This is a genomic window from Streptomyces sp. NBC_00433 (assembly GCA_036015235.1).
Taxonomy (GTDB): Bacteria; Actinomycetota; Actinomycetes; order Streptomycetales; family Streptomycetaceae; genus Actinacidiphila.
On sequence record CP107926.1, the window covers coordinates 3,876,183 to 3,899,072 of the forward strand.

18 protein-coding genes and 1 pseudogene are annotated in these 22,890 nt (G+C 70.9%); 11 read left to right on the top strand and 8 right to left on the bottom strand.

Annotated elements, in window-relative coordinates:
- The first annotated feature begins 10 nt into the window (after window positions 1-10).
- From OG900_16160 to OG900_16185, 6 genes and pseudogenes are all read left to right on the top strand, one after another.
- Window positions 11-584: pseudogene (locus tag OG900_16160) on the top strand (Uma2 family endonuclease).
- Between the two features lie 175 nt (window positions 585-759).
- Window positions 760-2,763, top strand: coding sequence for a hypothetical protein (locus tag OG900_16165; protein WUH91491.1), 2,004 nt, complete (start codon window positions 760-762; stop codon window positions 2,761-2,763).
- Between the two features lie 198 nt (window positions 2,764-2,961).
- Window positions 2,962-3,489 carry a SigE family RNA polymerase sigma factor gene (locus OG900_16170; protein ID WUH91492.1) on the top strand — a complete coding sequence of 176 codons (528 nt, stop codon included), beginning with the start codon at window positions 2,962-2,964 and terminating at the stop codon, window positions 3,487-3,489.
- 165 nt (window positions 3,490-3,654) lie between these two features.
- Window positions 3,655-4,473 (top strand): hypothetical protein, encoded by an 819-nt coding sequence (locus OG900_16175; GenBank protein ID WUH91493.1) that lies wholly within the window; start codon window positions 3,655-3,657, stop codon window positions 4,471-4,473.
- Between the two features lie 223 nt (window positions 4,474-4,696).
- Window positions 4,697-5,095 (top strand): nuclear transport factor 2 family protein, encoded by a 399-nt coding sequence (locus OG900_16180; protein WUH91494.1) that lies wholly within the window; start codon window positions 4,697-4,699, stop codon window positions 5,093-5,095.
- A gap of 80 nt (window positions 5,096-5,175) precedes the next feature.
- Window positions 5,176-6,000, top strand: coding sequence for an alpha/beta fold hydrolase (locus OG900_16185; protein ID WUH91495.1), 825 nt, complete (start codon window positions 5,176-5,178; stop codon window positions 5,998-6,000).
- Between the two features lie 25 nt (window positions 6,001-6,025).
- Here OG900_16185 and OG900_16190 read toward each other — a convergent pair whose 3' ends face one another.
- Window positions 6,026-6,988 carry a zinc-binding dehydrogenase gene (locus tag OG900_16190; protein WUH95788.1) on the bottom strand — a complete coding sequence of 321 codons (963 nt, stop codon included), beginning with the start codon at window positions 6,986-6,988 and terminating at the stop codon, window positions 6,026-6,028.
- Window positions 6,989-7,082: 94 nt separating this feature from the next.
- On the opposite strand from OG900_16190, the gene OG900_16195 reads away from it, so the two are divergent.
- The gene (locus OG900_16195) at window positions 7,083-7,793 is read left to right on the top strand and encodes a TetR/AcrR family transcriptional regulator (GenBank protein WUH91496.1); all 711 of its coding nucleotides are present in this window, start codon (window positions 7,083-7,085) and stop codon (window positions 7,791-7,793) included.
- A 91-nt stretch (window positions 7,794-7,884) separates the two neighbouring features.
- Here OG900_16195 and OG900_16200 read toward each other — a convergent pair whose 3' ends face one another.
- Window positions 7,885-8,334: a cellulose-binding domain-containing protein gene (locus OG900_16200; protein WUH91497.1), complete on the bottom strand. Its 450-nt coding sequence runs from the start codon at window positions 8,332-8,334 to the stop codon at window positions 7,885-7,887.
- 265 nt (window positions 8,335-8,599) lie between these two features.
- On the opposite strand from OG900_16200, the gene OG900_16205 reads away from it, so the two are divergent.
- From OG900_16205 to OG900_16220, 4 genes are all read left to right on the top strand, one after another.
- Window positions 8,600-9,304, top strand: coding sequence for an ABC transporter ATP-binding protein (locus OG900_16205; GenBank protein ID WUH91498.1), 705 nt, complete (start codon window positions 8,600-8,602; stop codon window positions 9,302-9,304).
- A complete protein-coding gene (locus OG900_16210) occupies window positions 9,301-11,076 on the top strand; it encodes a DUF6297 family protein (GenBank protein ID WUH91499.1) in 1,776 nt (591 codons plus the stop codon). Before OG900_16205 ends, OG900_16210 begins: the two co-directional genes overlap by 4 nt.
- 22 nt (window positions 11,077-11,098) lie before the next feature.
- Window positions 11,099-11,626 (top strand): GNAT family N-acetyltransferase, encoded by a 528-nt coding sequence (locus OG900_16215; GenBank protein WUH91500.1) that lies wholly within the window; start codon window positions 11,099-11,101, stop codon window positions 11,624-11,626.
- A gap of 168 nt (window positions 11,627-11,794) precedes the next feature.
- Window positions 11,795-13,570, top strand: a complete 1,776-nt coding sequence (locus OG900_16220) for a PIG-L family deacetylase (GenBank protein WUH91501.1) — start codon at window positions 11,795-11,797, stop codon at window positions 13,568-13,570.
- Between the two features lie 215 nt (window positions 13,571-13,785).
- Here the strand turns inward: OG900_16220 and tuf are convergent, their stop codons facing one another.
- The 6 genes from tuf to OG900_16250 all read right to left on the bottom strand — a co-directional run bounded on the left by tuf (window position 13,786) and on the right by OG900_16250 (window position 22,828).
- Window positions 13,786-14,979, bottom strand: coding sequence for an elongation factor Tu (gene tuf, locus OG900_16225; GenBank protein WUH91502.1), 1,194 nt, complete (start codon window positions 14,977-14,979; stop codon window positions 13,786-13,788).
- Window positions 14,980-15,060: 81 nt separating this feature from the next.
- Window positions 15,061-17,190 carry an elongation factor G gene (gene fusA, locus OG900_16230; GenBank protein ID WUH91503.1) on the bottom strand — a complete coding sequence of 710 codons (2,130 nt, stop codon included), beginning with the start codon at window positions 17,188-17,190 and terminating at the stop codon, window positions 15,061-15,063.
- 38 nt (window positions 17,191-17,228) lie between these two features.
- Entirely contained in the window at window positions 17,229-17,699 is a 471-nt protein-coding gene (rpsG, locus tag OG900_16235; protein WUH91504.1) for a 30S ribosomal protein S7, read from the bottom strand.
- Window positions 17,700-17,701: 2 nt separating this feature from the next.
- Complete coding sequence (rpsL, locus tag OG900_16240; GenBank protein WUH91505.1) at window positions 17,702-18,073, bottom strand: 30S ribosomal protein S12; 372 nt, start codon at window positions 18,071-18,073, stop codon at window positions 17,702-17,704.
- A gap of 277 nt (window positions 18,074-18,350) precedes the next feature.
- Window positions 18,351-18,854, bottom strand: a complete 504-nt coding sequence (locus OG900_16245; protein WUH91506.1) for a DUF1707 and DUF4190 domain-containing protein — start codon at window positions 18,852-18,854, stop codon at window positions 18,351-18,353.
- 74 nt (window positions 18,855-18,928) lie between these two features.
- A complete protein-coding gene (locus OG900_16250; protein WUH91507.1) occupies window positions 18,929-22,828 on the bottom strand; it encodes a DNA-directed RNA polymerase subunit beta' in 3,900 nt (1,299 codons plus the stop codon).
- Window positions 22,829-22,890: the final 62 nt, after the last annotated feature.

The following is a 22,890-nucleotide window of genomic DNA, read 5'->3' on the forward strand; positions in this document are numbered from 1 at the left end:
AGCGGGCGCCATGACCACCGCCCCCGGTGACGCACTTGCCTACCTGGCTGTGCGGGACATCGTCGAGCAGATGCGATCCGCCGTTCCCGGCAGGCTGGAGATCACCGAGGAAGGAATCGTCCACGACACGGGGTTCCCCAGCGGGCCGCACGAGGTGACCGCCGCCCGGGTCAGCCGCCGACTGGAGAAGGTCATGCCGGAGGGCCTGCTCGCGCACACCGGCACGCGATGCGGAGGACGTCCACGAGGGCGTGGTGCGGCATCCCGACGTCATGGTCATCGCCGAGGCCGACATGGAAGTCGAGGGCTCCTTCGACCCCGCCGGCCTGCTCGCGGCGATCGAGGTGGTCTCCCGCTCCAACCCGGACAACGACTGGGTCGGCAAGATGCGCGACTACCCGCTGCTGGGCATCCCCGTCCCCGTCCTCTTCGACCCGCGCACCGGCGGGGGCGACGTCCTGTCGGACACCCACCCGACGCCGAACGGGCCGCGCTACGCGACCCGTACGGACTTCGTCTACGGCGAGGACGTCACGATCGGCGAGTGGACGATCTCCACGGAGAATCTGCCGCGCTACCGGTGAGCGCCGCCGGGCGGGGTGGCGCGGCGCGGTCTCCTCGCAGACGGGCGCAGAAGCGCTCCGAGACGGGCGGCCGGGAGAGCACCACTGCGAGCGGCCAGGGGCGATTGTCGGTGGCGGTCGCTAAGGTCGGTGGTGTCTGAGGGGCAGTCAAGAAGGCGGTCGAGGAGGACTGACCATGCGATCACCGGACGAGCTGGGCCGCGTCCCCTGGCATGAGCTGGGGCATGCCTTCGGATCCGCCGATGATGTGCCCCGGCAGATCAGGGCGCTCTACCTCGGGGACGAGGAGGCGGCGCGCGAGGCGATATACGAGCTGCACGGGACGATCCACCACCAGGGCTCGATCTATCCCGCGTCCGCGCCCGCAGTCCCCTTCCTCGCCCACGCCGCCCTCTACGCCCGGGACAGCCTGCGCGCCGAGCTGCTGACGCTGCTCGCCACGCTCGCCGACCACCTCCCCGAGGACACCGCGTCGCCGCACTGGCCCGGCAGCTCCGTCGCCGGCGTCTGCGCCGAGCTGGCGCGGGTGATGCCCGATCTGCTGCCGTGCGTGCGCGACCCCGACCGTGCGGTGCGGCGGGCGGCCCTGCGGGTCGTCGCGGCGGTGGCCGACCTGCTGCCCGCCGAGCTGAAGGCGATCGCCGCCGCCGAGGCCGACGTGCTCTATGCCGAGGACCCGGTCCCGGCGGTGAGGGCGGACGCCATGGTCGTTCGGGCCATGCTCGGCGGGGAGCCCGCGCGGCTGGACGACCCGGTGCCCGAGGTGCGGCTCGCCGCCGCCGTGTTCGCCGCCGAGCGGTCCGGGCCGCCCTATGCCCCGGAGGTGGTGGACGTCCTCACCGAAAGCCGCGCCGCCGCCGACCCGGAGGACGACTACCCGGAGGACTCCCCGGACGGCGCCACGGGCGACTACCCGGACGACTTCGAGGACGGCTCCACGGACGACTTCCCCGGCGGCTTCCGGGACGGCTTCCCGGACGAGGACGACCTCCCGGTGGACGACGACTTCCCGTGGCCCGGCACCGAAGGCCGGGACGCGGACCTCACCCGCCTGCTGCTGGAGGACCCGGCGGCGGCCCTGTCCGTCGCCGCCCGCTGGGCCGCCGACGGCGACGTCGGCAACCGCGGCTCCTGGCTGGCCGAGGAGGTCGCCAACGACTGGCGCGACCGCGAGGCCGCCGTCATCGACGTGCTGCTCAGCGCGCTGCCGCACCAGCGCAGCGACGGCGAGCGCGCCAACCGTGTGGACGCCATCGGCCGCTGGGTCGCACTGCACCCGTCGCCGGGCCAGGAGCTGCGCGACACCCTGTTCGGCTACGCCCGCGGCGATGAGCGGCTGACAGCCCGGCCCGCGCTGCTCGCTCTCGTCCGCGCCCGCGACCCGCGCGCCATCGACCTGCTGGCCGACCGGCCCGGCCCCAGTCCCACGACGCTGCGGGCGGCGTCCGTGTATTTCCCCGGCGCGGGCGACCGCCTCATAGCCGTGGTCCGCCGCGAGCTGGCGGCGGACCCCGACGGCGGCGACGCGACCAACCTGATCGAAGCCCTCGCCGGCTTCGGCACCGCGGCGCTGCGCGCGGCCGTGCCCGACCTGATCGCCCGCCTGCCGCACGGCTACGGCGCCATCGCCGCCGCCCGCCACCTCGGCCTGGCCGGCGTGCGCAGCCGGGAGGCCGAGTCCGCGCTGCTCGCGTCCATGCGGCACCGCGAGACCAAGATCCGCGCGGCGGCGGCCGTCGCCCACTACCAGCTGACCGGCGACCCGGGCCCGGCCCTGGAGGTCTTCCGCACCCTGCTCTCCTCCCCCGGCTTCGCCCCCTTGCACGTGACCGACCTCGAAGCCCTGGGCCGCGCCGCGGCGCCGCTGCTCCCCCTGGTCGAGCCGCTGCTCACCGACTCCTACGAGCCGGCCCGCGTCGGCGCGGCCCAGGCCGTCGCCTGGCTCACCGGCTCCCCCGCCCGGTCCGTCCCGGTCCTCACCGCCTCGGTCGCCGCCAACCCCGTGGGCTTCAGCGCCCTGAAGGCCCTGGCCGCCATCGCCCCCGTCCCCGCCGTGCTGCATCCCGCCCTCCACGACTTCGCGACATCCCCTCGCCGCCTCATCGGCCCCACCCCGACCGACGAGATCCACCCCGACGAGCAGCTCCGCACCCTGGCCCGCCGCCTGCTCGCCCGATGACTTCCGCCCCGCCGGCCGGCCCCCTGCGGGGCACCCGGTCTCGCGGGCCGACCTGCCCGGACGCGGGGGCCGCGCCCGCCACCGCCCCTCCCCCGCCGGGACCCGGCACCGCGTCGTACGGAGAGCACCTGTAACACGGCGGCGGCCCCGTGCATCGACTACGGGTAAGAACACGCCGTCCGGAGGGGGCCGTCCGCATTGCGACACGCACAGACCAAGGCGTACATCGAGTTCGCCCAGGCCAGAACAAGGCCGTTGTACCGCTCCGCGTGGCTGCTCACCGGCGGTGACACGCACCTCGCGGAGGACCTCGTCCAGGAGACGCTGAGCCGGATGTACGTCGTGTGGGGGCGCCGGTCGGACAAGGTCGGCAACCCGGCCGCCTACGCCCAGACCGTCCTCGTACGGAACTTCCTGATGCACCGGCGGCGCCGCGCCACCGGCACCGAGCGGCTGACGGCCGAACCCCCGGAGTCCGGGCAGCAGCCGGCCGCGGGCGGCACCGCCGACGTGGCGCTGCGGCTGACGCTGCTCGACGCGCTCGCCCGGCTCAGCCCGAAGGACCGCGCGGTGCTCGTCCTGCGCTACTGGGAGGACCGCAGCGTCGAGGAGACCGCGGCGGCCATGGACGCGTCGTCGGGCGCGATACGCACCCGTACGGTCCGCGCCCTGGAGCGGCTGCGGGCCGAACTGGGCGAGCAGGCGGCCGATCTCGTCCCGCGCTGAGCCGCACGTCGCACCCGCCACCGCCTCGCGCCCAGGCGAACACCGGATCCGGCGCCGCCTCGCCATGAGGCGCACACCGCACCCGGCACCGCTTCCGCTCGCCGGCAGTACCCGCCACCCGTCCGCACGCGCGGTCCGCGCATGCCCACCAGACGAGGATCACCCATGCCCGAATTCGAGGACGCGCTCAGCACCGCCTTCCGGCAGGCCACCGAATCCGTCCGGCCCGACAAACCGCTGCGGCTGGTGTCCGAGGCGCACGCCCAGGGCCGCAGGATCCGGCGGCGGCGCAAGGTCGCCGTGGTGTCGACGGCGGTCGCCGTCGCCGCCGCCGTGGCGATCGGCGGCACGGTCGTCGCCACGTCGGCGTCCGGCAGCCACCGCGCCGGCACGATCGTCGCGGACCCCGCGAACCCGCGGACCGCCCAGGGGAAGAGGGACGCGCAGATGCGCGACGCCTTCACCGCGCTGCTGACCCCCGGCACCCTCGCCGGGATACAGTCCGAGGACAGCGACCCGGGGGAAGCGCAGCAGGGCGTGGCGCCCGCGGCGGGTATCGCGGCCAAGTTCACCAACAGCCGCGGCACGGCGGTGGTGTCCGTCTTCGTGACCCGCAAACCCGCCGGGTCGGAGCCGTCCAGGGCCGTCTGCCCTCCCGTCCGTGGTGGGGACTCCGACGGCCCGTGCCACCTGTTCGCATACAAGGACGGCCGGGGCATGGTCTCGCAGAACATCCATCCGGCCCCCGCGGACTGGCTGGGGTCGTACTACGAGACCGCCGACTACCAGGTCACCATCGGCCAGAACTGGTTGCGGACGCCGCACCACAGCAACTCCCCGACGACCGACGCGCCGCTGACCGTCGCGCAGCTGACGTCGATCGCCGAATCCGACCTCTGGCGGGACATCGCCGCGGGGATGCCGGTGCCGCCCCGGTCGGCCATGGTGCCGGGCCGGCTGATCACCACGGAATCGTGGTCCTGACCCTTCCGCCGCGACGCCGCTCCCGTACCGGCGGACCGGAATCGCTGGGCTGTATCCAACAGAGGCGGTAACGTATCCATCGTGCCGCGCATTGCGTACCCCGGCGGCGGGCCCTGACGTGCCCTACGGCCACTCGACCCTCCGGCAGTGCGTGACGTCCCGCCTCGATATCCGGTTGGCTTTCGTATGCCATCACGATCGGCCCAAGGGGAAGTGAAAAGCGATGTCCAATGTCGAGATCGTCAGGAAGATGTACGACGACTTCTTCGTCCGCGGTGACACCGACGCGGTGGTCGCGGTCCTCGATCCCACCATCGAGTGGGCGGAGCCCGACCTGGAGTTCCTCCCCTACGCCGGACTCACGAAGGGGAGGGAGAACGTCACCGAGAAGGTCTTCCCGCATATCCCCGCCACTTACGAGAAGCTCCTCTTCCGCCCCGAGACCTTCATCGACGGGGGCGACACCGTCACGGTCATGGGTGAGTGCCTCGCCAAGGGGTTCGACAACCCGGAAGAGCAATTCCCCTTCGCGCACGTGGTGAGACTCCGCGACGGCCTGGTCGTACGGTTCGACCACTTCGTCGACACGAACAAGATCGCCCGGACCCTGAGAACGAGATAGGCGCCACCATCAACACGGACTGGACATTCGGTGGCCTGTGGCCTTACGAGCCGCGGTGGTTCGACACCCCCGAGGGCCGATTGCACTACATCGACGAGGGGAAGCGCGACGGCGACGCGGTCGTGCTGATCCACGGAAACCCCACCTGGGGATTCCTCTACCGGAATTTCATCGACCCCCTGGTGCACGCGGGCTACCGGGTCGTCGTCCCCGACTTCCTCGGCTTCGGACGCTCCGACAAGCCCAAGGACCGCATCGCCTATCACGCCGCCGCGCACACCCGGCGCCTCGCCGACCTCCTGGACTCCCTCGACCTGGACCACACCACCGTCGTCCCGCAGGACTGGGGAGGGCTGGGCCTGGCCTGGGCCGTCGCCCGCCCGGAGCGCGTCGACCGGCTCTTCATCCTGAACACCACCGCACACAACCCGGACCATTTCCGGGTTCCGGCCGCGCTCAAGCTCTTCCGCACCCCCGGCCTGGGCGAGATCATGGTGAAGGGCCTCTCGCTCTTCCACCGCCTCTTCCTCTTCGCGGCCGGCACGATGCGCCGGGAGCGGCTGACACCCCAGGTGCGGCGGGCGTATCTCGCCCCGCACCCGACGTGGTCGAGCCGCACCGGGGTGCTGGAATTCCCCCGGCAGATACCCACCGGCCCGGTCAGCCCGTTGACGTCACTCCTCAGCGACCTCGAAACCGGCCTCGAACGCGAATTCAGGAGCCGGCCCGTCGAGATCGTCTGGGCCATGAAAGACGTGGCTTTCACGTCGCAGATACTCAATGACCAATGGCTCAGGACCTTCCCCGACGCCAAGGTGCTGCGCCTCCCCGACGCCGGCCACTACCTCCAGGAGGACGCCCACGAGGAGATCGTCGCCGAACTCCTCGACTTCCTCCGCACCTAGGGTCTGTTCCCATGGAAATCCTCGGCTACGGTGTCAGCACGATCCTGCCGAAGACCTCGCCGGCGTCCATTTTCCGGTGCGCCAGCACGGCTGCGTCCAGTGGCAGCACCTCGTGCACCACTGTTTCGATCTCGCCCCGGCTCGCCGCGGCGAAGTGCTCGCTCCGCACGGCACGCCGTTCGGCCGCGGTGACGGTGGCCGCGCTGAAAGCGGCGAAGGACATCGACTTCTGGAACGCCGCCATGATCTTCGTGCCGAAGTCCGCCGGTGGCTGCCCCGCGACGGCGCCCACGGCCACCATGCGGCCGTTCGGGTCGAGCCGGTCGAAGAACGACGGCATGTCCTTGCCGGCCACCACGTCGATGATGACGTCATAGCCCGCGGGAGACGGTTCCCCTCCGTCGCCCGAGCGGTCCAGCACATGGGTCGCGCCCAGGCGTCGCAGTCGCTCGCCGCGCTCGGCCGACGAGGTGGTGACCGCCACCGCGGCGGCGCCGCCGCGAGCGGCGAGTTGCACTGCCATGATCCCGATGCTGCCGGCCGCACCGCGCACCAGGACCGTCTCCCCGGGAGCGAAGTGGGCGTGGCGGAGCCCGAAGTGGGCCACCACGCCGGCGCTGCCGAGTGTCACCGCATTGACTGCGGACAGGTTCACGGGCAGGGGAACGATCTCCTCGACCGGCGCGAGGGCCTGTTCGACGTAGCCTCCGCCGGTCCCGGTGAAGGCCCACACCCGCCCGCCGATCCACGACGCGTCGACGCCGTCGCCGACCGCGGTCACGGTGCCCGCCACCTCGCCGCCCGGGATGTGGCCCTCCTTGAAGCCGTAGGCGGCCAGAGCCCCGCTCCTGATCACGGTGTCGACACCGCCGACGCCCACCGCCTCGGTGGCTATCCGTACCTGCCCGGCAGCGGGTACGGGTACCGGCAGGCCGACGACAGCCAGACCGTCAGGACTTCCGAACGTCCGGATCGAGATTGCCTTCACTGTGGTCTCCACGTTCTCGGACAGCTCAAGCACGAGAGCTTCTACGTCTCGGACGCTAACGGACGCCCTCGTCCGTTTGGGTAAAGTGAGAGTGGTGACCGACCGCTTGCCTCACACGCTGCGTTCCGACGCGCTGGACAACCGCGGACGCATCCTCGACGCGGCTCGGGCGCTGTTCTCCACCGATGGCCTGGACGTGCCGATGCGGGAGGTCGCGCGGCGCGCCGGGGTGGGACCTGCCACCTTGTACCGTCGCTTCCCGACCAAGCAGACGCTGGTCGCCGAGGCCTTCGCGGACCAGCTGAACGCCTGTCGCGCCATCGTCGACGAGGGGTGCGCCGATCCTGATCCGTGGCGTGGCCTGTGCCTGGTGATCGAGAGGATCTGCGAGCTGCACGCACGCGATCGGGGCTTCACCGAAGCCTTCCTGTCGACCTACCCGGAGATGAAGGATGTCGCCGCGGGCCGTGAGTACACGCTGAAAGCAGTCGCCGTACTGGCTCAGCGAGCCAAGGAAGCGGGACAGCTGCGGTCCGACTTCGTCCTGGACGACCTGATTCTCATCCTCATGGCCAACAAGGGGATCCACGCCACATCGACCGCCAACCAGGTCAAGGCCTCCCGACGCTTCGCAGGCTTGGCGATCCGGGCGTTCGAAGCCTGCCCTCAGCACGCACCGCTACCACCAGCGGCAGGCCCGGCCTCCGCAGCACCTGGTCGTCCCAGCCGCGCGCCCCGAGCCGTACGGGGTGGGCCGGATCCGGGTGCTGCTCGCGGAGCAGGTCCCGGACCGGGTCGGCGGTGATCTCCGGCGTGGTGACGGTTGCGGTGTGCGTCATGCGCGGCAACCGTAGCCCCCGCCCACGGGGTTGGGCCCGGGGACGGGGGCGTTCACGTCAGGGAGTGGAGCAGGTGACGGTCGGAGGCGGGGGCGGGGCGCTCGACGCGAGGAAGCCGAAGGTGGTCGAGGCACCGGCGGCGAGATTGCCGTTCCAAGCGCCGCTGTGGATGATGACGCTGCCGTCGGGATTCGTCACGACGATGACGTTCCAGGCCTGGGTGACCTGGATGCCGGTGAGGGTGACCGTCCAACTGGTCAGCGCCCGCAGGGCGGTGACGGTGACGTCGGCCTGGTAGCCGCCCTGCCAGGCGTTGCTGACGGTGAGGGCCGCGGTGCAGGCGGCTTTGCCGGTGCCGCCGGCGGCCGGGACCGCCGCCCGAGGCGCGGCCGAGGCGGCACTGGCCCCGCTGAGCGCGACGACGGCCCCGACGGCGAGCAGCAGCAGGGCGACCAGCAGCCTCGAAGCCCGCAGCGCGGGCCGGGCGAGTGATTCTCCACGTGACATGACCGGGGTCCTTCCGGGTGGGGGTACGCCCGTATATGGGAGCGCTCCCATACACGTACGACGGACCCGTTCACCCGTCAAGACCAGCACGGCCCCCCACCGCCTTACGCCACCGCGACGGCCCGCCGGTCCAGCTCCTCGGCGGGCGGCCCCGCCGGGTGAGGCCGGCGTCCTTGGTGGGCGGAGCGCGGGTGCGTATTAGGGTCGGGCGGGCACGGGCCGGGCGGGTATGCCGGTCCACCATCCTCACCCGTACGGAGGCGCGATGCGCGCGACGAACAACGGCAGCGCACTGCTGCGGCTGCGCAAGGTGAGCCGCACGTACGGCCAGCGCCGCGCGCTGCACCCGCTCGACCTCGACCTGGCGGCCGGGCAGTGCGTGGCCCTCTACGGGCAGAACGGCTCGGGCAAGTCGACGCTGCTGCGGATAGCAGCCGGCCGCGACGCCCCCACCAGCGGTGACGCACTCTTCGCCGGGCGGCCGGTCAGCGAGGACGACCCGGAGGTCAGGGCCAGGGTCGCCGTCGTCGGCGACACGGTCGCCTGCTACCCGGACCTCACCGTCCGCGAGCACCTGGAGCTGGTCACCGTCGCGCACGCCGTGGACGACGCCGACGCCTGGATCGACCAGGTGCTGGCCGACCGCCGGCTGTCCGACCACGCCCGCGCCCTGCCCGGCTCCCTCTCCTCCGGCCAGCTCCAGTCGCTGCTGCTGGCGGCCGCCCTCGTACGTCCCCGGGACCTGCTCGTCCTCGACGAGCCCGAGCAGCGGCTCGACCCGGCCGCCAGGCGGCGGCTCGCCGACCTGCTCATCGCCGAGAAGGCCGACGGCGTCGCCGTCCTGCTCGCCACCCACCAGCCCGACCTCGCGGAAGCGGTCGCCGACCGCATGATCGCCCTGGACGACGGCGAGGTCATCGCCGACGGGCCGCCCGCCGCGGTCCTGCGCGAGCTGGGCGTCCGCGGATGAAGGACGGCCTGCGGCCCGCACCGCACGACGACGAGACCCACGGCCCCGCGGCCGACCCGGAACCGGAAGGCGCGGACCCCGCCGACCCGGGCCTCTCCGCACCGGACGGCGAGGACGACGACGCCCCCTGGTCGGAGGAGGACGACGACCGGACCGGCGAGACGCTCGCCTGGCTGCGCCGCAAGCGGCGCGCGCACCGGCGGGCCAAGGGGCGGGAGACGGCCGTCCTCGCCTACACCGTGCTGATCGCCGTCGCCGGATACGGCAGCAGCTTCGTCGTCAGCTTCCTGCGCGGGCTGGAGGACGGGTCCGGCTACGCCGACGCCGCCCGTGACCTGCGCGCGGCGATGCCTCCGCTCTTCGCGCTGCTCGCCCTCGGGATCGCCGTGCTCGCCGCGCGGGACGCGCTGTGGCGGGGGCCGGTCGTCCTGCCGGGGCCGTCCGTGGGGTGGCTGCTGGCGCAGCCGGTGCGGCGGGGGAAGGTGCTGCGGCCGTGGTTCTGGCTGTCGGCCGGGCTCGCGCTGGTGGCCGGGGTGCTGGGCGGGATCGCGGGAGCCGCGGTGCTGCGGGTGACGGGGCTCGCCCCGCTCGGGTCGGCGGTGCTCGCCGCCCTGCCGGCGGGCCTGTGCCTGCCGCTGCTGGCCGTCGCCCTCGGGATGGCGGTGGAGCGGCACCCCGCTGCCGCCCGCGCGGTACGGCGGTGGACCGCGCCCGCGGTGCTGCTGCTGGCCGGGCTCGTCGCCCAGACCGTGCTGGCCGCCAACGGCCACCGCTCCCCCGCCGTCGAGCAGGTCGAGCTGTGGAGCGGCCCGTGGGGCTGGGCAGGCCAGCCGGTGGTGGACGCGGTCGGCGGCAGCGCCGCCGCCTGGCCCGCCGCCGTCGCCCTGCTCGCCGCGGCCACCGCCGCCGCGGTGCTCGCCGCCTACCGCGACGCCGCCCTGGTCCCCACCGCCCGCCTGCGCGAGCGGGCAGCGACCGCGACCACCGTCTCCTCGGTGGCCTGGTCGCTGGAGCTGCGGGCCGCCAAGCTGGCGATCATGGACGCGGGCGGCGGCACCCCGGTCCGCCAGGTGCGGCTGCGGCCGCCGCGCGGCCGGCTCGGGCGGCACCTGGTCGTCGCCTGGCGCGACGCGCTGACCCTGCTGCGTACGCCGGGAAGGCTCGGCAAGGCGGCGCTGTGGACGGCGTGCGGCGCGGCGGTCGCCGGGCTCGGCGCGGACCTCGGCGGGGAGCGCCGCTGGGTCGGGCTGGTCATCGGCCTGCTCCTGGGCTACCTGGCTGTCGGCGCGCTGGCCGAGCCCGCCCGGCTGGAGACCGACGACGTCCGCAGGGCGGCCTGGGCGCCCTACCGCTTCCGTACGCTGATGCTCCACCACGGCATCGTGCCCGCCCTCCTGGGCGCGCTCCTGGGCCTGCTCGCCGCCGTCCCCTACGCGGCCGACGGGCACACCTGGGCGCTGCTGCTGCTCCCGCTGTGCGCGCCGCCCTTCACCGGTGCCGCCCTGGTCTCGGCGGCCCGCGGCCCGGCCCGCACCCAGCTGCTCTTCCTCGGCGGCGGCTCCCCCGTCGGCGGTCCGGGACCGCTCATCTACGTCGCCTGGTACGCCGCGGGGCCGCTGCTCGCCCTCACCGCCCTGACCCTCGCCCTGGCCCCGGTCCTGCGCCACGCCACCGGCTCGGCGGTGGTCCAGGCGGCCACCGTCTGCGTCCTGCTGACCGCCCTGCTGCTCCTGCTGGCCACCCGCATGTCCGACCGCCTGCTGCGGCACTGACCAGCACTGACACAGTGGGGCCATGGGTACGTACGAGACGATGGCCACGCATCTGGAGACCGCCCGCCTGAGGCTGCGGCCGTGGGAGGACACGGACGCGGAAGACCTGCGGGCGCTGTTCGGGGAGCGCGGCGGGCAGACCCCGACGCTGGAGCAGACCCGCGTCGACATCGAGGTGCTGCGCGACCGGGAGGCCGCCGCCGGTGTCGCGCTGCTGCCCATGCAGCGGCGGGAGGAGGGCGACTTCATCGGTTACTGCGGCCTGATCGTCGGCAGGGCCACCGTGGACGAGCCCGAGCTGGCGTACGAGCTCCTCCGCCGCGCCCACGGGCAGGGTTACGCCACCGAGGCCGCCCGCGCCGTGGTCGGGGCCGCGGCGGCGACCGGCAGGGAGCGCCTGTGGTCGACGGTGGGCAGCTGGAACACCCCGTCCCTGCGCGTCCTGGACAAGCTCGGCTTCGCACGCCACCACGTGACCGAGGACGACCGCGGCGGCGAGGTCGTCTGGCTCACCCGCTCCCTCATCGCCCCCACCGGGCAGGCGGGTTAGGGCCTGTCGTTTGGATCTCCGCGGCGCCCTCGCGGACCCCGGCCCACGAGGGCGCCGCCCCGGTCATACGACCGCCCCGGTCAGAACGGCCGTCCGCCGCGGGGTGCTCCGGGGGAGATCACACCCCCCGGAGGGAACCCGTCCGGGGACAACCGGCTCAAGCCGGGTATGAGCGCGAATGACGTACACCACCCCTCTCGCCGCGCCGCGCTGGCCGCCACCGTGGTGGCCCTCGCGGCGACGGGAGCGGGCTGCAAGGCCGCCGCGCACGAGGCGGCCGTGAAGCCGGCGCCGGCGGCCGGGGCCTACCGCAGGGCGGCCGGGGCGCTGACGATGCAGGTGCTCGCCCACCCGGACGACGACCTGTACTTCATGAACCCGGACACCCTGCACGACCTCCAGGCCGGCACACCGGTGGTGTCGGTGTACGTGACCGCGGGCGAGTCGCGCGGCTGGAACACCCCGCCGGGCGGAACGCACAAGCACGAGCACGCCGACCAGGCGGCCTATTCCGCGGCCCGGCACCAGGGCCTGCGGCAGGCGTACGCGGCGATGCTGGGGCTGCCGCACTTCACCCGCTGGCAGAGCGAGGTGCTCGCCCTGCCGGGCGGCCTGCACGCCCAGATCGACTCGCTCGGAAATGGCGAGCGCCGGGCCAGCCTGGTCTTCCTCCAGGTGTCGATGCACGAGCTGAGCCAGACCGCGAGCGTCCAGATGCTGTGGTCGACGCCCGGCACCACGCTCGCGTACGTCCCGGCCGAGGACAGCCCGCCGCCGGCGGACGCGCCCGCCACGTACACCCACGACAAGCTGGTCGACGTCCTGGTCGCCCTGCTGAAGCGGTACGCGCCCACGCATGTCCGCACCCTCGACCCGGACCCCGACATCCAGGTCCACGACGCCGAGCACCTCAGGGACAGCGACCAGTTCGGCTACTCCGACCACCGCGACCACACGCCCGTCGCGCTCTTCGCGTGGAAGGCGCTCGCCCGGTGGGCCGCCGCCGGCGGCAGCGGCTTCACCACCGCGGCCTACCGCGGCTACTACAACCAGCGCTGGCCCTTCAACCTGCCGCCGGCCACCGTCGCGCTCAAGGCGCGCTTCATGCGGCAGTACGGCGGCGACCCCGACTGGTCGTGCGGCGACCCCGGCGGCTGCGGCGACTACGGGCAGGGCCGCGACCAGCCGCTCACCAACCGCAAGGGCTGGATCCGCTCGACCCACCCGCGCTACCCGGGCGCCGGGCAGGTGGTCGTCCCCGCGGCCACGGCGAAGGCACGGCGGACGGCCTACGAGGTCCTCGGCCTGCACGCGGCCGTCCGCACCGAGACCGCGCCCGGCAGCGGGCACTGGGGCCCGCCCCGGGACCTGGGCGGCGGGCCGCTCGCGCCGCGGCTGGCGTGCGTCGCCGTGCCGGGGCGCGGGACGCTGGTCTTCGGGCTGCGGTTCGCCGCGATCGAGGGGCACGGCGGGCCCAACGCGCGGGACGTGGTGGTCCTGGACGGCGGCCGCTGGACCTCGCTCGGCAATCCCGAGCGCTCCGAGAACCGGGGGCGGCGCGTCGGCCCGCCGTCGGCCGTCCGCACCACGGACGGCCGGGTCCACCTCTTCGTGCGGAACGCGGACAAGGGGCTCAGTACGCGGGTACGCGAGGCGGACGGCACCTGGAGCGCCTGGGCCGACCTCGGCGGCTCCGAGGTCCAGGAGGGCCTCTCGACGATCACCGACCGCCAGGGGCGCGTCCACGTCTTCGCCGCCGGGCGAGACACGGTCCACCACTGGGCCCAGTCGGCCCCCTCCGCCCCGGTGGCCTTCCAGCCCGCCACGGGCCTGCCATGCCCGGCCGAGATGCCCCTACCCGCACTCGCGCCCGGCGGCGCCATCGCCCTCACCTACAACCGTCCCGCGTCAGCGGATTCCCTCCGGGAGACGGTGCGCACCTAGGGGCGCGGGGCTGCATCTGATCTGCGGCCGGCGCCGCGTGGGCGCTGCTGCGTAGGGCGGCGCCCTACAGGGGCGCGTGGGGGCACCCCCACGCGCCCCTGTCAGGCACCCCCTTGCCGAAGGGAACCGCAGAACCGCCGCTTCCGGGGCAAACGGAAAGGTCCCGCACCGCCCGGAGGCGGTGCGGGACCTTCCGCGTAGAGCTCAGCGCAGCGTCACTTGTTGATCTTCGTGACCTGGCCGGCGCCAACCGTCCGGCCACCCTCGCGGATGGCGAACTTCAGGCCCTCCTCCATGGCGATCGGCTGGATCAGCGCGACCGTCATGGCGGTGTTGTCGCCCGGCATGACCATTTCGGTGCCCTCGGGGAGGGTCACGACGCCGGTCACGTCGGTGGTCCGGAAGTAGAACTGCGGACGGTAGTTGTTGAAGAAGGGGGTGTGACGACCACCCTCGTCCTTCGACAGGATGTAGGCCTGGGCCTCGAAGTCGGTGTGCGGCGTGACCGAACCCGGCTTGATGATGACCTGGCCGCGCTCGACATCCTCGCGCTTGATGCCGCGGAGGAGCAGACCGACGTTCTCACCGGCCTGGCCCTCGTCGAGCAGCTTGCGGAACATCTCGATACCGGTGACCGTGGTGGTGGTCTTCTCGGTCTTGATGCCGATGATGTCGACGGTCTCGTTGACCTTGAGGATACCGCGCTCGATACGACCGGTGACGACGGTGCCACGACCGGTGATCGTGAAGACGTCCTCGATCGGCATCAGGAACGGCTTCTCGACGTCACGAGCCGGGGTCGGGATCGCCTCGTCGACGGCCGACATGAGGCCGAGGAGCTTCTCGCCCCACTCCTTGTCGCCCTCGAGCGCCTTGAGCGCCGAGACCCGCACGACCGGAAGGTCGTCACCCGGGAACTCGTACTCGGAGAGCAGCTCGCGGACCTCGAGCTCGACCAGCTCGAGGATCTCCTCGTCGTCCACCATGTCGGCCTTGTTCAGGGCGACGACGATGTACGGGACACCGACCTGGCGGGCCAGGAGCACGTGCTCCTTGGTCTGCGGCATCGGGCCGTCGGTCGCGGCGACCACCAGGATCGCGCCGTCCATCTGGGCGGCACCGGTGATCATGTTCTTGATGTAGTCCGCGTGACCGGGGCAGTCGACGTGGGCGTAGTGACGCGACTCGGTCTGGTACTCGACGTGCGCGATGGAGATGGTGATACCGCGCTGGCGCTCCTCAGGAGCCTTGTCGATCTGGTCGAAGGCCGAGGCCTCGTTCAGGTCCGGGTACGCGTCGTGCAGCACCTTGGTGATCGCCGCGGTAAGGGTCGTCTTACCGTGGTCGATGTGACCGATGGTGCCGATGTTGACGTGCGGCTTAGTCCGCTCGAACTTCGCCTTCGCCACTGGGTTCCTCCTGGGGGTGGATCTGTACGCCTTGCTTCATCGGCGCCAGGTGATCTTTGTGGAACGCAAGCCTACGGCGGGTTATTCGCCCTTGGCCTTCGCGATGATCTCCTCGGCGACGTTCCGCGGAACCTCGGCGTAGGAGTCGAACTGCATGGAGTAGCTGGCCCGGCCCGAAGTCTTCGACCGCAGGTCACCGACGTAGCCGAACATCTCCGACAGCGGAACCAGGCCCTTGACGACCCGGGCACCGCTGCGCTCCTCCATGGCCTGGATCTGGCCACGGCGGGAGTTGAGGTCGCCGATGACGTCGCCCATGTAGTCCTCGGGCGTGGTGACCTCGACGGCCATCATCGGTTCGAGGAGCACGGGGCTCGCCTTGCGGGCACCCTCCTTGAACGCCTGCGAACCGGCGATCTTGAACGCCAGCTCGGAGGAGTCGACCTCGTGGTAGCCGCCGTCGAGAAGGGTGATGCGGACACCCACCATCTCGTAGCCGGCCAGGATGCCGAACTTCATGGCCTCCTGCGCACCCGCGTCCACCGAGGGGATGTACTCACGGGGGATGCGGCCACCGGTGACCTTGTTGACGAACTCGTACGTCGCGTCGCCGCCTTCCAGCGGCTCCATCATGATCTGCACCTTGGCGAACTGACCGGTACCACCGGTCTGCTTCTTGTGGGTGTAGTCGATGCGCTCGACCGTCTTGCGGATGGTCTCGCGGTACGCGACCTGCGGCTTGCCGACGTTGGCCTCGACCCGGAACTCCCGGCGCATCCGGTCGACCAGCACCTCAAGGTGCAGTTCGCCCATGCCGCCGATGATGGTCTGGCCGGTCTCCTCGTCCGAGTGGACCTGGAAGGAGGGGTCCTCCTCCGAGAGCCGCTGGATGGCGACACCCAGCTTCTCCTGGTCGCCCTTGGACTTGGGCTCGATGGCGACCTGGATGACCGGTGCCGGGAAGTCCATGGACTCCAGGATCACCGGGTTCTTGTCGTCGCACAGCGTCTCACCGGTGGTGGTCTGCTTCAGGCCCATCACGGCGATGATGTCGCCGGCGCCCACCGAGTCGATCTCCTCACGCTTGTTCGCGTGCATGCGGTAGATCTTGCCGATGCGCTCCTTCTTGCCCTTCACCGAGTTCAGCACCGCTGAACCGGCTTCGAGGCGGCCCGAGTAGACCCGGACGAAGGTGAGCTTGCCCAGGTGCGGGTCGCTCATGATCTTGAACGCCAGGCCGGAGAACGGCTCGTCGTCCGACGGGCGGCGCTTGACGATCTCCTCGGCGTTGCCGACGGCGTGGCCCTCGATGGCCTCGACGTCCAGCGGCGACGGGAGGTAGCGCACGACCGCGTCGAGCAGGGGCTGGACGCCCTTGTTCTTGAACGCGGTGCCGCAGAAGACGGGGGTGACGGTGACGGAGTCCTTGCCGCCCTTGGACGCCAGGGTGATGCGGCGGATGGCCGCGATCAGCTGCTCCTGGGTGGGCTCCTGGCCCTCCAGGTACAGCTCCATCATGGCGTCGTCGTTCTCCGCGACAGCTTCGAGCAGCTTGCCGCGCCACTCGTCGGCCGCCTCGGTGTGCGTGGCCGGGATGTCGACGACGTCGTACATCTCGCCCTTGGTCGCTTCGAGGGACCAGACCAGCGCCTTCATCTGGACGAGGTCCACGACGCCCTTGAAGTCCGCCTCGGCGCCGATCGGCAGCTGCATGACCAGCGGCACCGCACCGAGGCGGTCCACGATCATGTCGACGCAGCGGTGGAACTCCGCGCCGGTGCGGTCCAGCTTGTTGACGAAGCAGATACGGGGCACGCCGTAGCGGTCGGCCTGGCGCCACACCGTCTCGGACTGCGGCTCCACACCGGCGACACCGTCGAACACGGTGACGGCACCGTCGAGGACGCGGAGCGAACGCTCCACCTCGACCGTGAAGTCCACGTGGCCCGGGGTGTCGATGATGTTGATGGTGTGGTCGACGTCGTCGAGCGGCCAGTGACAGGTCGTCGCGGCCGACGTGATGGTGATGCCGCGCTCCTGCTCCTGCTCCATCCAGTCCATGGTGGCGGCGCCGTCGTGGACTTCACCGATCTTGTAGGAGACACCGGTGTAGAACAGGATCCGCTCGGTGGTCGTCGTCTTGCCCGCGTCGATGTGGGCCATGATCCCGATGTTGCGGACCCTGGCCAGGTCAAGCGAAGTGGTGGCCATGTGGCTCAGTCTTCTCTCGGTTTCGATGGGGGTGGTGACTACCAGCGGTAGTGCGCGAAGGCCTTGTTGGACTCGGCCATCTTGTGCGTGTCCTCGCGGCGCTTCACAGACGCGCCCAGGCCATTGCTGGCGTCGAGGATCTCGTTCATCAGGCGCTCGGTCATGGTCTTCTCGCGACGGGCGCGGGAGTACCCGACCATCCAGCGCAGCGCCAGCGTGTTCTGGCGGCCCGGACGGACCTCGACCGGCACCTGGTAGGTCGCGCCGCCGACGCGGCGGGACTTGACCTCAAGGGTCGGCTTGATGTTCTCCAGAGCGCGCTTGAGCGTGATGACCGGGTCGGCACCGCCCTTCTCGCGCACGCCCTCCAGAGCGCCGTACACGATGCGCTCAGCAGTGGAGCGCTTCCCGTGCAGGAGGATCTTGTTGACGAGCGACGTCACCAGCGGGGAGCCGTAAACCGGGTCGATGATGACCGGGCGCTTCGGGGCGGGGCCCTTACGAGGCATTCTTACTTCTCCTTCTTGGCGCCGTAGCGGCTGCGAGCCTGCTTACGGTTCTTGACGCCCTGCGTGTCGAGGGAGCCGCGGATGATCTTGTACCGAACACCCGGCAGGTCCTTCACACGACCGCCACGCACGAGCACGATCGAGTGCTCCTGCAGGTTGTGGCCCTCGCCCGGGATGTAAGCGGTGACCTCGATACCACTGGTAAGGCGCACACGCGCGACCTTGCGCAGGGCCGAGTTCGGCTTCTTCGGGGTGGTCGTGTACACACGCGTGCAAACGCCACGACGCTGGGGGGACCCCTTCAGCGCGGGCGTTTTGTTCTTCTCGACCTTGTCCTGCCGGCCCTTTCGGACCAGCTGCTGGATCGTAGGCACCGTTTCTCCGGTTTCTGTGTGCCGATCTCGATAAATCTAACCTGGGGACCGACCCACGCGGTCGGGTGTGTCGCGGACCCCACACATCCCCGCGAGCAATGGGGAAGTGCGTATGGCGGGTGTCGCGGCCTCGGTGCCCTCGCCCGGTCACATGGCACGCGCGAGAACCCGGGCACACCCCAGGCACAAGGTCAGAGCCTACCTACCGCATCGGCTGCGGTCAAAACACCTGCATACGGGCTGGATACGGGCCTGATTCCGGCCCCTCAGCCGGCACTCACGTGTTGCCCACCACAGCGATCACCGTGAACAGCATCACCATTGCCGCGAAGCCCGCGAGGGTCAGATACCCCAGGATCAGCCCGGCGATCGCCATGCCCTCGCCCTGCTGCCCGGTCCTGCGGATCTCGCTCTTGGCGCGGTGGCCCAGGATCACCGCCGGGATCGACGCCAGCCCCATCGTGAAGGTGCCGCATATGCCGCACACCAGCGACGCGACGGCCTGCCCGTTGGTCGACGGCATCGCCGGCACCATCGTGACGTACGGCGGCGCCCCCGGCAGGTAGGCCCCCGGCAGCAGGCCCGGCGGCATCAAGGGCGGCGGCGGCGGTGGCGGCGGCGTGGGAATGTCCGCCGTGATCCGGTCCAGCTCCTCGTACGTACGGGACTGGTAGACCAGGCCGACCCGGTCCTCGTACTCCGGCTGCTTGAGCCGCCCCTCGGTGAAAGCGTCCTTGAGGACGTTCACCGCTCTCTCCCGATCCGCATCCCCGGCCAGCATGTCTCCATGATGCCGCAGAGCGGCCGCCCCCGAAGGGAACGACCGCTCTGCGTTGTGCCAAGAAACTCGGACTGTCAGCCGTTGTACGGGCCGTAGTCGTAGTCCTCCAGCGGGACGGCCTGGCCGGAGCCGGTGCCGAAGGGGCTGTAGTCGATGTCGTCGTAGCCGACGGCCGAGTACATCGCGGCCTTGGCCTCCTCGGTCGGCTCCACCCGGATGTTGCGGTAGCGGGACAGGCCCGTACCGGCCGGGATGAGCTTGCCGATGATGACGTTCTCCTTCAGGCCCAGCAGCGAGTCCGACTTGGCGTGGATCGCCGCGTCGGTCAGCACCCGGGTGGTCTCCTGGAAGGACGCCGCCGACAGCCACGACTCGGTGGCCAGCGACGCCTTGGTGATACCCATCAGCTGCGGACGACCCGAGGCCGGGTGACCGCCCTCGGAGACGACCCGCCGGTTCTCGGTCTCGAACCGGCCGCGCTCGACCAGCTCGCCGGGCAGCAGCTCGGCGTCGCCGGACTCGATGATCGTCACACGGCGCAGCATCTGCCGGATGATGATCTCGATGTGCTTGTCGTGGATCGACACACCCTGCGAGTTGTAGACCTTCTGGACCTCGGCGACCAGGTGGATCTGCACCTGGCGCTGGCCCAGGATCCGCAGCACGTCGTGCGGGTTGGTCGCACCGTAGGTGAGCTTCTGGCCGACCTCGACGTGGTCGCCCTCGCCCACCTGCAGCTTGACGCGCTTGGAGATCGGGTAGGCCAGCTCCTCGGAGCCGTCGTCGGGGGTGACGACGAGCTTCTTGGTCTTCTCGGTCTCCTCGATCCGCACCCGGCCCGCCGCCTCGGAGATCGGGGCGACACCCTTCGGGACACGGGCCTCGAACAGCTCGACGACACGCGGCAGACCCTGCGTGATGTCGTCACCCGCCACACCACCGGTGTGGAAGGTACGCATCGTCAGCTGGGTGCCGGGCTCACCGATCGACTGGGCGGCGATGATGCCGACCGCCTCGCCGATGTCCACCAGCTTGCCGGTGGCCAGCGAACGCCCGTAGCAGTACGCGCACGTACCGACGGCCGACTCGCAGGTGAGGATCGAGCGGGTCTTGACCTCTTCGACGCCGTGCCGCACGAGCTGGTCGATCAGCACGTCACCCAGGTCGACGTTGGCCGGCGCGATGACCTTGCCGTCCACCACGACGTCCTCGGCGAGCATCCGCGCGTACACGCTGGTCTCGACGTCGTCCGCCTTGCGCAGCGTGCCGTCCTGGCCGCGCTCCGCGATCCGCAGCTTCAGACCGCGCTCGGTGCCGCAGTCCTCCTCACGGATGATCACGTCCTGCGAGACGTCCACCAGACGACGGGTCAGGTAACCCGAGTCGGCGGTACGCAGCGCGGTGTCGGCCAGACCCTTACGGGCACCGTGGGTGGAGATGAAGTACTCCAGCACGGACAGGCCTTCACGGAAGGACGCCTTGATGGGCCGCGGGATGGTCTCGTTCTTGGCGTTCGAGACCAGGCCTCGCATACCCGCGATCTGACGCATCTGCATCATGTTTCCGCGGGCGCCCGAGTCGACCATCATGAAGATCGGGTTGGTCTTCGGGAAGTTGGCGTTCATCGCCGCGGCAACCTCGTTGGTCGCCTTGGTCCAGATGTTGATCAGCTCGTCCGAGCGCTCCTGCTTGGTGATCAGGCCGCGCTCGTACTGCTTCTGGACCTTCTCGTCCTGTGCCTCGTAGGACGCGATGATCGCCTTCTTCGCCTCCGGCACCACGATGTCGGTGACCGAGACGGTGACGCCGGAACGGGTCGCCCAGTGGAAGCCCGCCGCCTTCAGGTTGTCGAGCGTCGCCGCCACGATGACCTTCGGGTAGCGCTCGGCGAGGTCGTTGACGATCTCGGAGAGCTGCTTCTTGCCGACCGCGTAGTCCACGAACGGGTAGTCCTCGGGCAGCAGCTCGTTGAAGAGCGCGCGGCCCAGGGTCGTCCGCAGCCGGAAGCTGTCGCCGAGCTGGTAGGGCTGCTCGCCCTCGCCGGGCTCCGGCGGCAGCCAGCCGCGCGGCGGGACGGTGCCCACCGGGAAGCGGATGTCGACCGGCGCCTGCATCGACAGCTCACGGTTGTCGAACGCCATGATCGCCTCGGCGGCGGAGCCGAACGCCCGGCCCTCTCCGATGACCTCGCGCTCCTCGGAGTCCGTGGTCAGGAAGAACAGGCCCAGCACCATGTCCTGGGTCGGCATGGTGACCGGACGGCCGTCGGCCGGCTTGAGGATGTTGTTCGAGGACAGCATCAGGATGCGGGCCTCGGCCTGCGCCTCCGCGGACAGCGGAAGGTGCACGGCCATCTGGTCGCCGTCGAAGTCCGCGTTGAAGGCGGTGCAGACCAGCGGGTGGATCTGGATGGCCTTGCCCTCGACCAGCTGCGGCTCGAAGGCCTGGATGCCCAGGCGGTGCAGGGTCGGCGCACGGTTCAGCAGCACCGGGTGCTCGGCGATGACCTCTTCCAGCACGTCGTAGACGACCGTACGGCCGCGCTCGACCATGCGCTTGGCCGACTTGATGTTCTGCGCGTGGTTCAGGTCCACCAGGCGCTTCATCACGAACGGCTTGAAGAGCTCCAGCGCCATGGCCTTGGGCAGGCCGCACTGGTGCAGCTTGAGCTGCGGGCCGACGACGATCACCGAACGGGCGGAGTAGTCGACGCGCTTGCCGAGCAGGTTCTGCCGGAAGCGGCCCTGCTTGCCCTTGAGCATGTCGGACAGCGACTTCAGCGGGCGGTTGCCCGGTCCGGTGACCGGGCGGCCGCGGCGGCCGTTGTCGAAGAGCGCGTCCACGGCCTCCTGGAGCATGCGCTTCTCGTTGTTCACGATGATCTCGGGCGCGCCGAGGTCGAGAAGCCGCTTCAGGCGGTTGTTGCGGTTGATCACGCGGCGGTACAGGTCGTTCAGGTCGGAGGTCGCGAAGCGGCCACCGTCCAGCTGCACCATCGGACGCAGGTCCGGCGGGATCACCGGGACGCAGTCCAGCACCATGCCGTTGGGCTTGTTGGTGGTCTGCAGGAAGGCGGAGACGACCTTGAGGCGCTTGAGCGCCCGGGTCTTCTTCTGGCCCTTGCCGGTGCGGATGATCTCGCGGAGGCGCTCGGCCTCCTGCTCCAGGTCGAAGGACTCCAGGCGCTTCTGCAGCGCCGCGGCACCCATCGAGCCCTGGAAGTACGTGCCGAAGCGGTCGCGCAGCTCGCGGTAGAGCAGCTCGTCGCCCTCCAGGTCCTGGACCTTGAGGTTCTTGAAGCGGGCCCACACCTCGTCGAGGCGGTCGATCTCGCGCTGCGCGCGGTCGCGCAGCTGCTTCATCTCGCGCTCGGCGCCCTCACGGACCTTGCGGCGGACATCGGCCTTGGCGCCCTCGTTCTCCAGCTCGCCGAGGTCGGATTCCAGCTTCTTCTGCCGGCCCTCGACGTCCGCGTCGCGGCGCTGCTCGACCTGCTGGCGCTCCACCGAGACCTGGGCCTCCAGGGAGGGCAGGTCGCGGGTGCGGCGCTCGTCGTCGACCCAGGTGATCATGTACGCCGCGAAGTAGATGACCTTCTCCAGGTCCTTCGGGGCGAGGTCGAGCAGGTATCCCAGACGCGACGGGACGCCCTTGAAGTACCAGATGTGGGTGACGGGAGCGGCAAGCTCGATGTGGCCCATCCGCTCACGGCGCACCTTGGCGCGAGTGACCTCGACGCCGCAGCGCTCGCAGATGATGCCCTTGAAGCGAACCCGCTTGTACTTGCCGCAGTAGCACTCCCAGTCCCGGGTGGGACCGAAGATCTTCTCGCAGAAGAGCCCGTCCTTTTCCGGCTTGAGGGTGCGGTAGTTGATGGTCTCCGGCTTCTTCACTTCGCCGTGCGACCAGGTCCGGATGTCGTCCGCGGTGGCGAGGCCGATCCGCAGCTCGTCGAAGAAGTTGACGTCGAGCACTGTGTCGTCAATCCCTCTCAGGGTTGATTCTCAAATGGTCTGAACGGGTCGTGGGGGCCGCC

Excerpts from the sequence above, each read along its gene's own strand:
- fusA (WUH91503.1), bottom strand. The coding sequence starts at position 17,190 with ATGGCCACCACTTCGCTTGACCTGGCCAGGGTCCGCAACATCGGGATC.
- OG900_16210 (WUH91499.1), top strand. The coding sequence starts at position 9,301 with ATGAAGGACGGCCTGCGGCCCGCACCGCACGACGACGAGACCCACGGC.
- OG900_16220 (WUH91501.1), top strand. The coding sequence starts at position 11,795 with ATGAGCGCGAATGACGTACACCACCCCTCTCGCCGCGCCGCGCTGGCC.
- OG900_16245 (WUH91506.1), bottom strand. The coding sequence starts at position 18,854 with ATGCTGGCCGGGGATGCGGATCGGGAGAGAGCGGTGAACGTCCTCAAG.
- OG900_16200 (WUH91497.1), bottom strand. The coding sequence starts at position 8,334 with ATGTCACGTGGAGAATCACTCGCCCGGCCCGCGCTGCGGGCTTCGAGG.
- rpsG (WUH91504.1), bottom strand. The coding sequence starts at position 17,699 with ATGCCTCGTAAGGGCCCCGCCCCGAAGCGCCCGGTCATCATCGACCCG.
- OG900_16205 (WUH91498.1), top strand. The coding sequence starts at position 8,600 with ATGCGCGCGACGAACAACGGCAGCGCACTGCTGCGGCTGCGCAAGGTG.
- OG900_16215 (WUH91500.1), top strand. The coding sequence starts at position 11,099 with ATGGGTACGTACGAGACGATGGCCACGCATCTGGAGACCGCCCGCCTG.
- OG900_16165 (WUH91491.1), top strand. The coding sequence starts at position 760 with ATGCGATCACCGGACGAGCTGGGCCGCGTCCCCTGGCATGAGCTGGGG.
- OG900_16175 (WUH91493.1), top strand. The coding sequence starts at position 3,655 with ATGCCCGAATTCGAGGACGCGCTCAGCACCGCCTTCCGGCAGGCCACC.
- OG900_16180 (WUH91494.1), top strand. The coding sequence starts at position 4,697 with ATGTCCAATGTCGAGATCGTCAGGAAGATGTACGACGACTTCTTCGTC.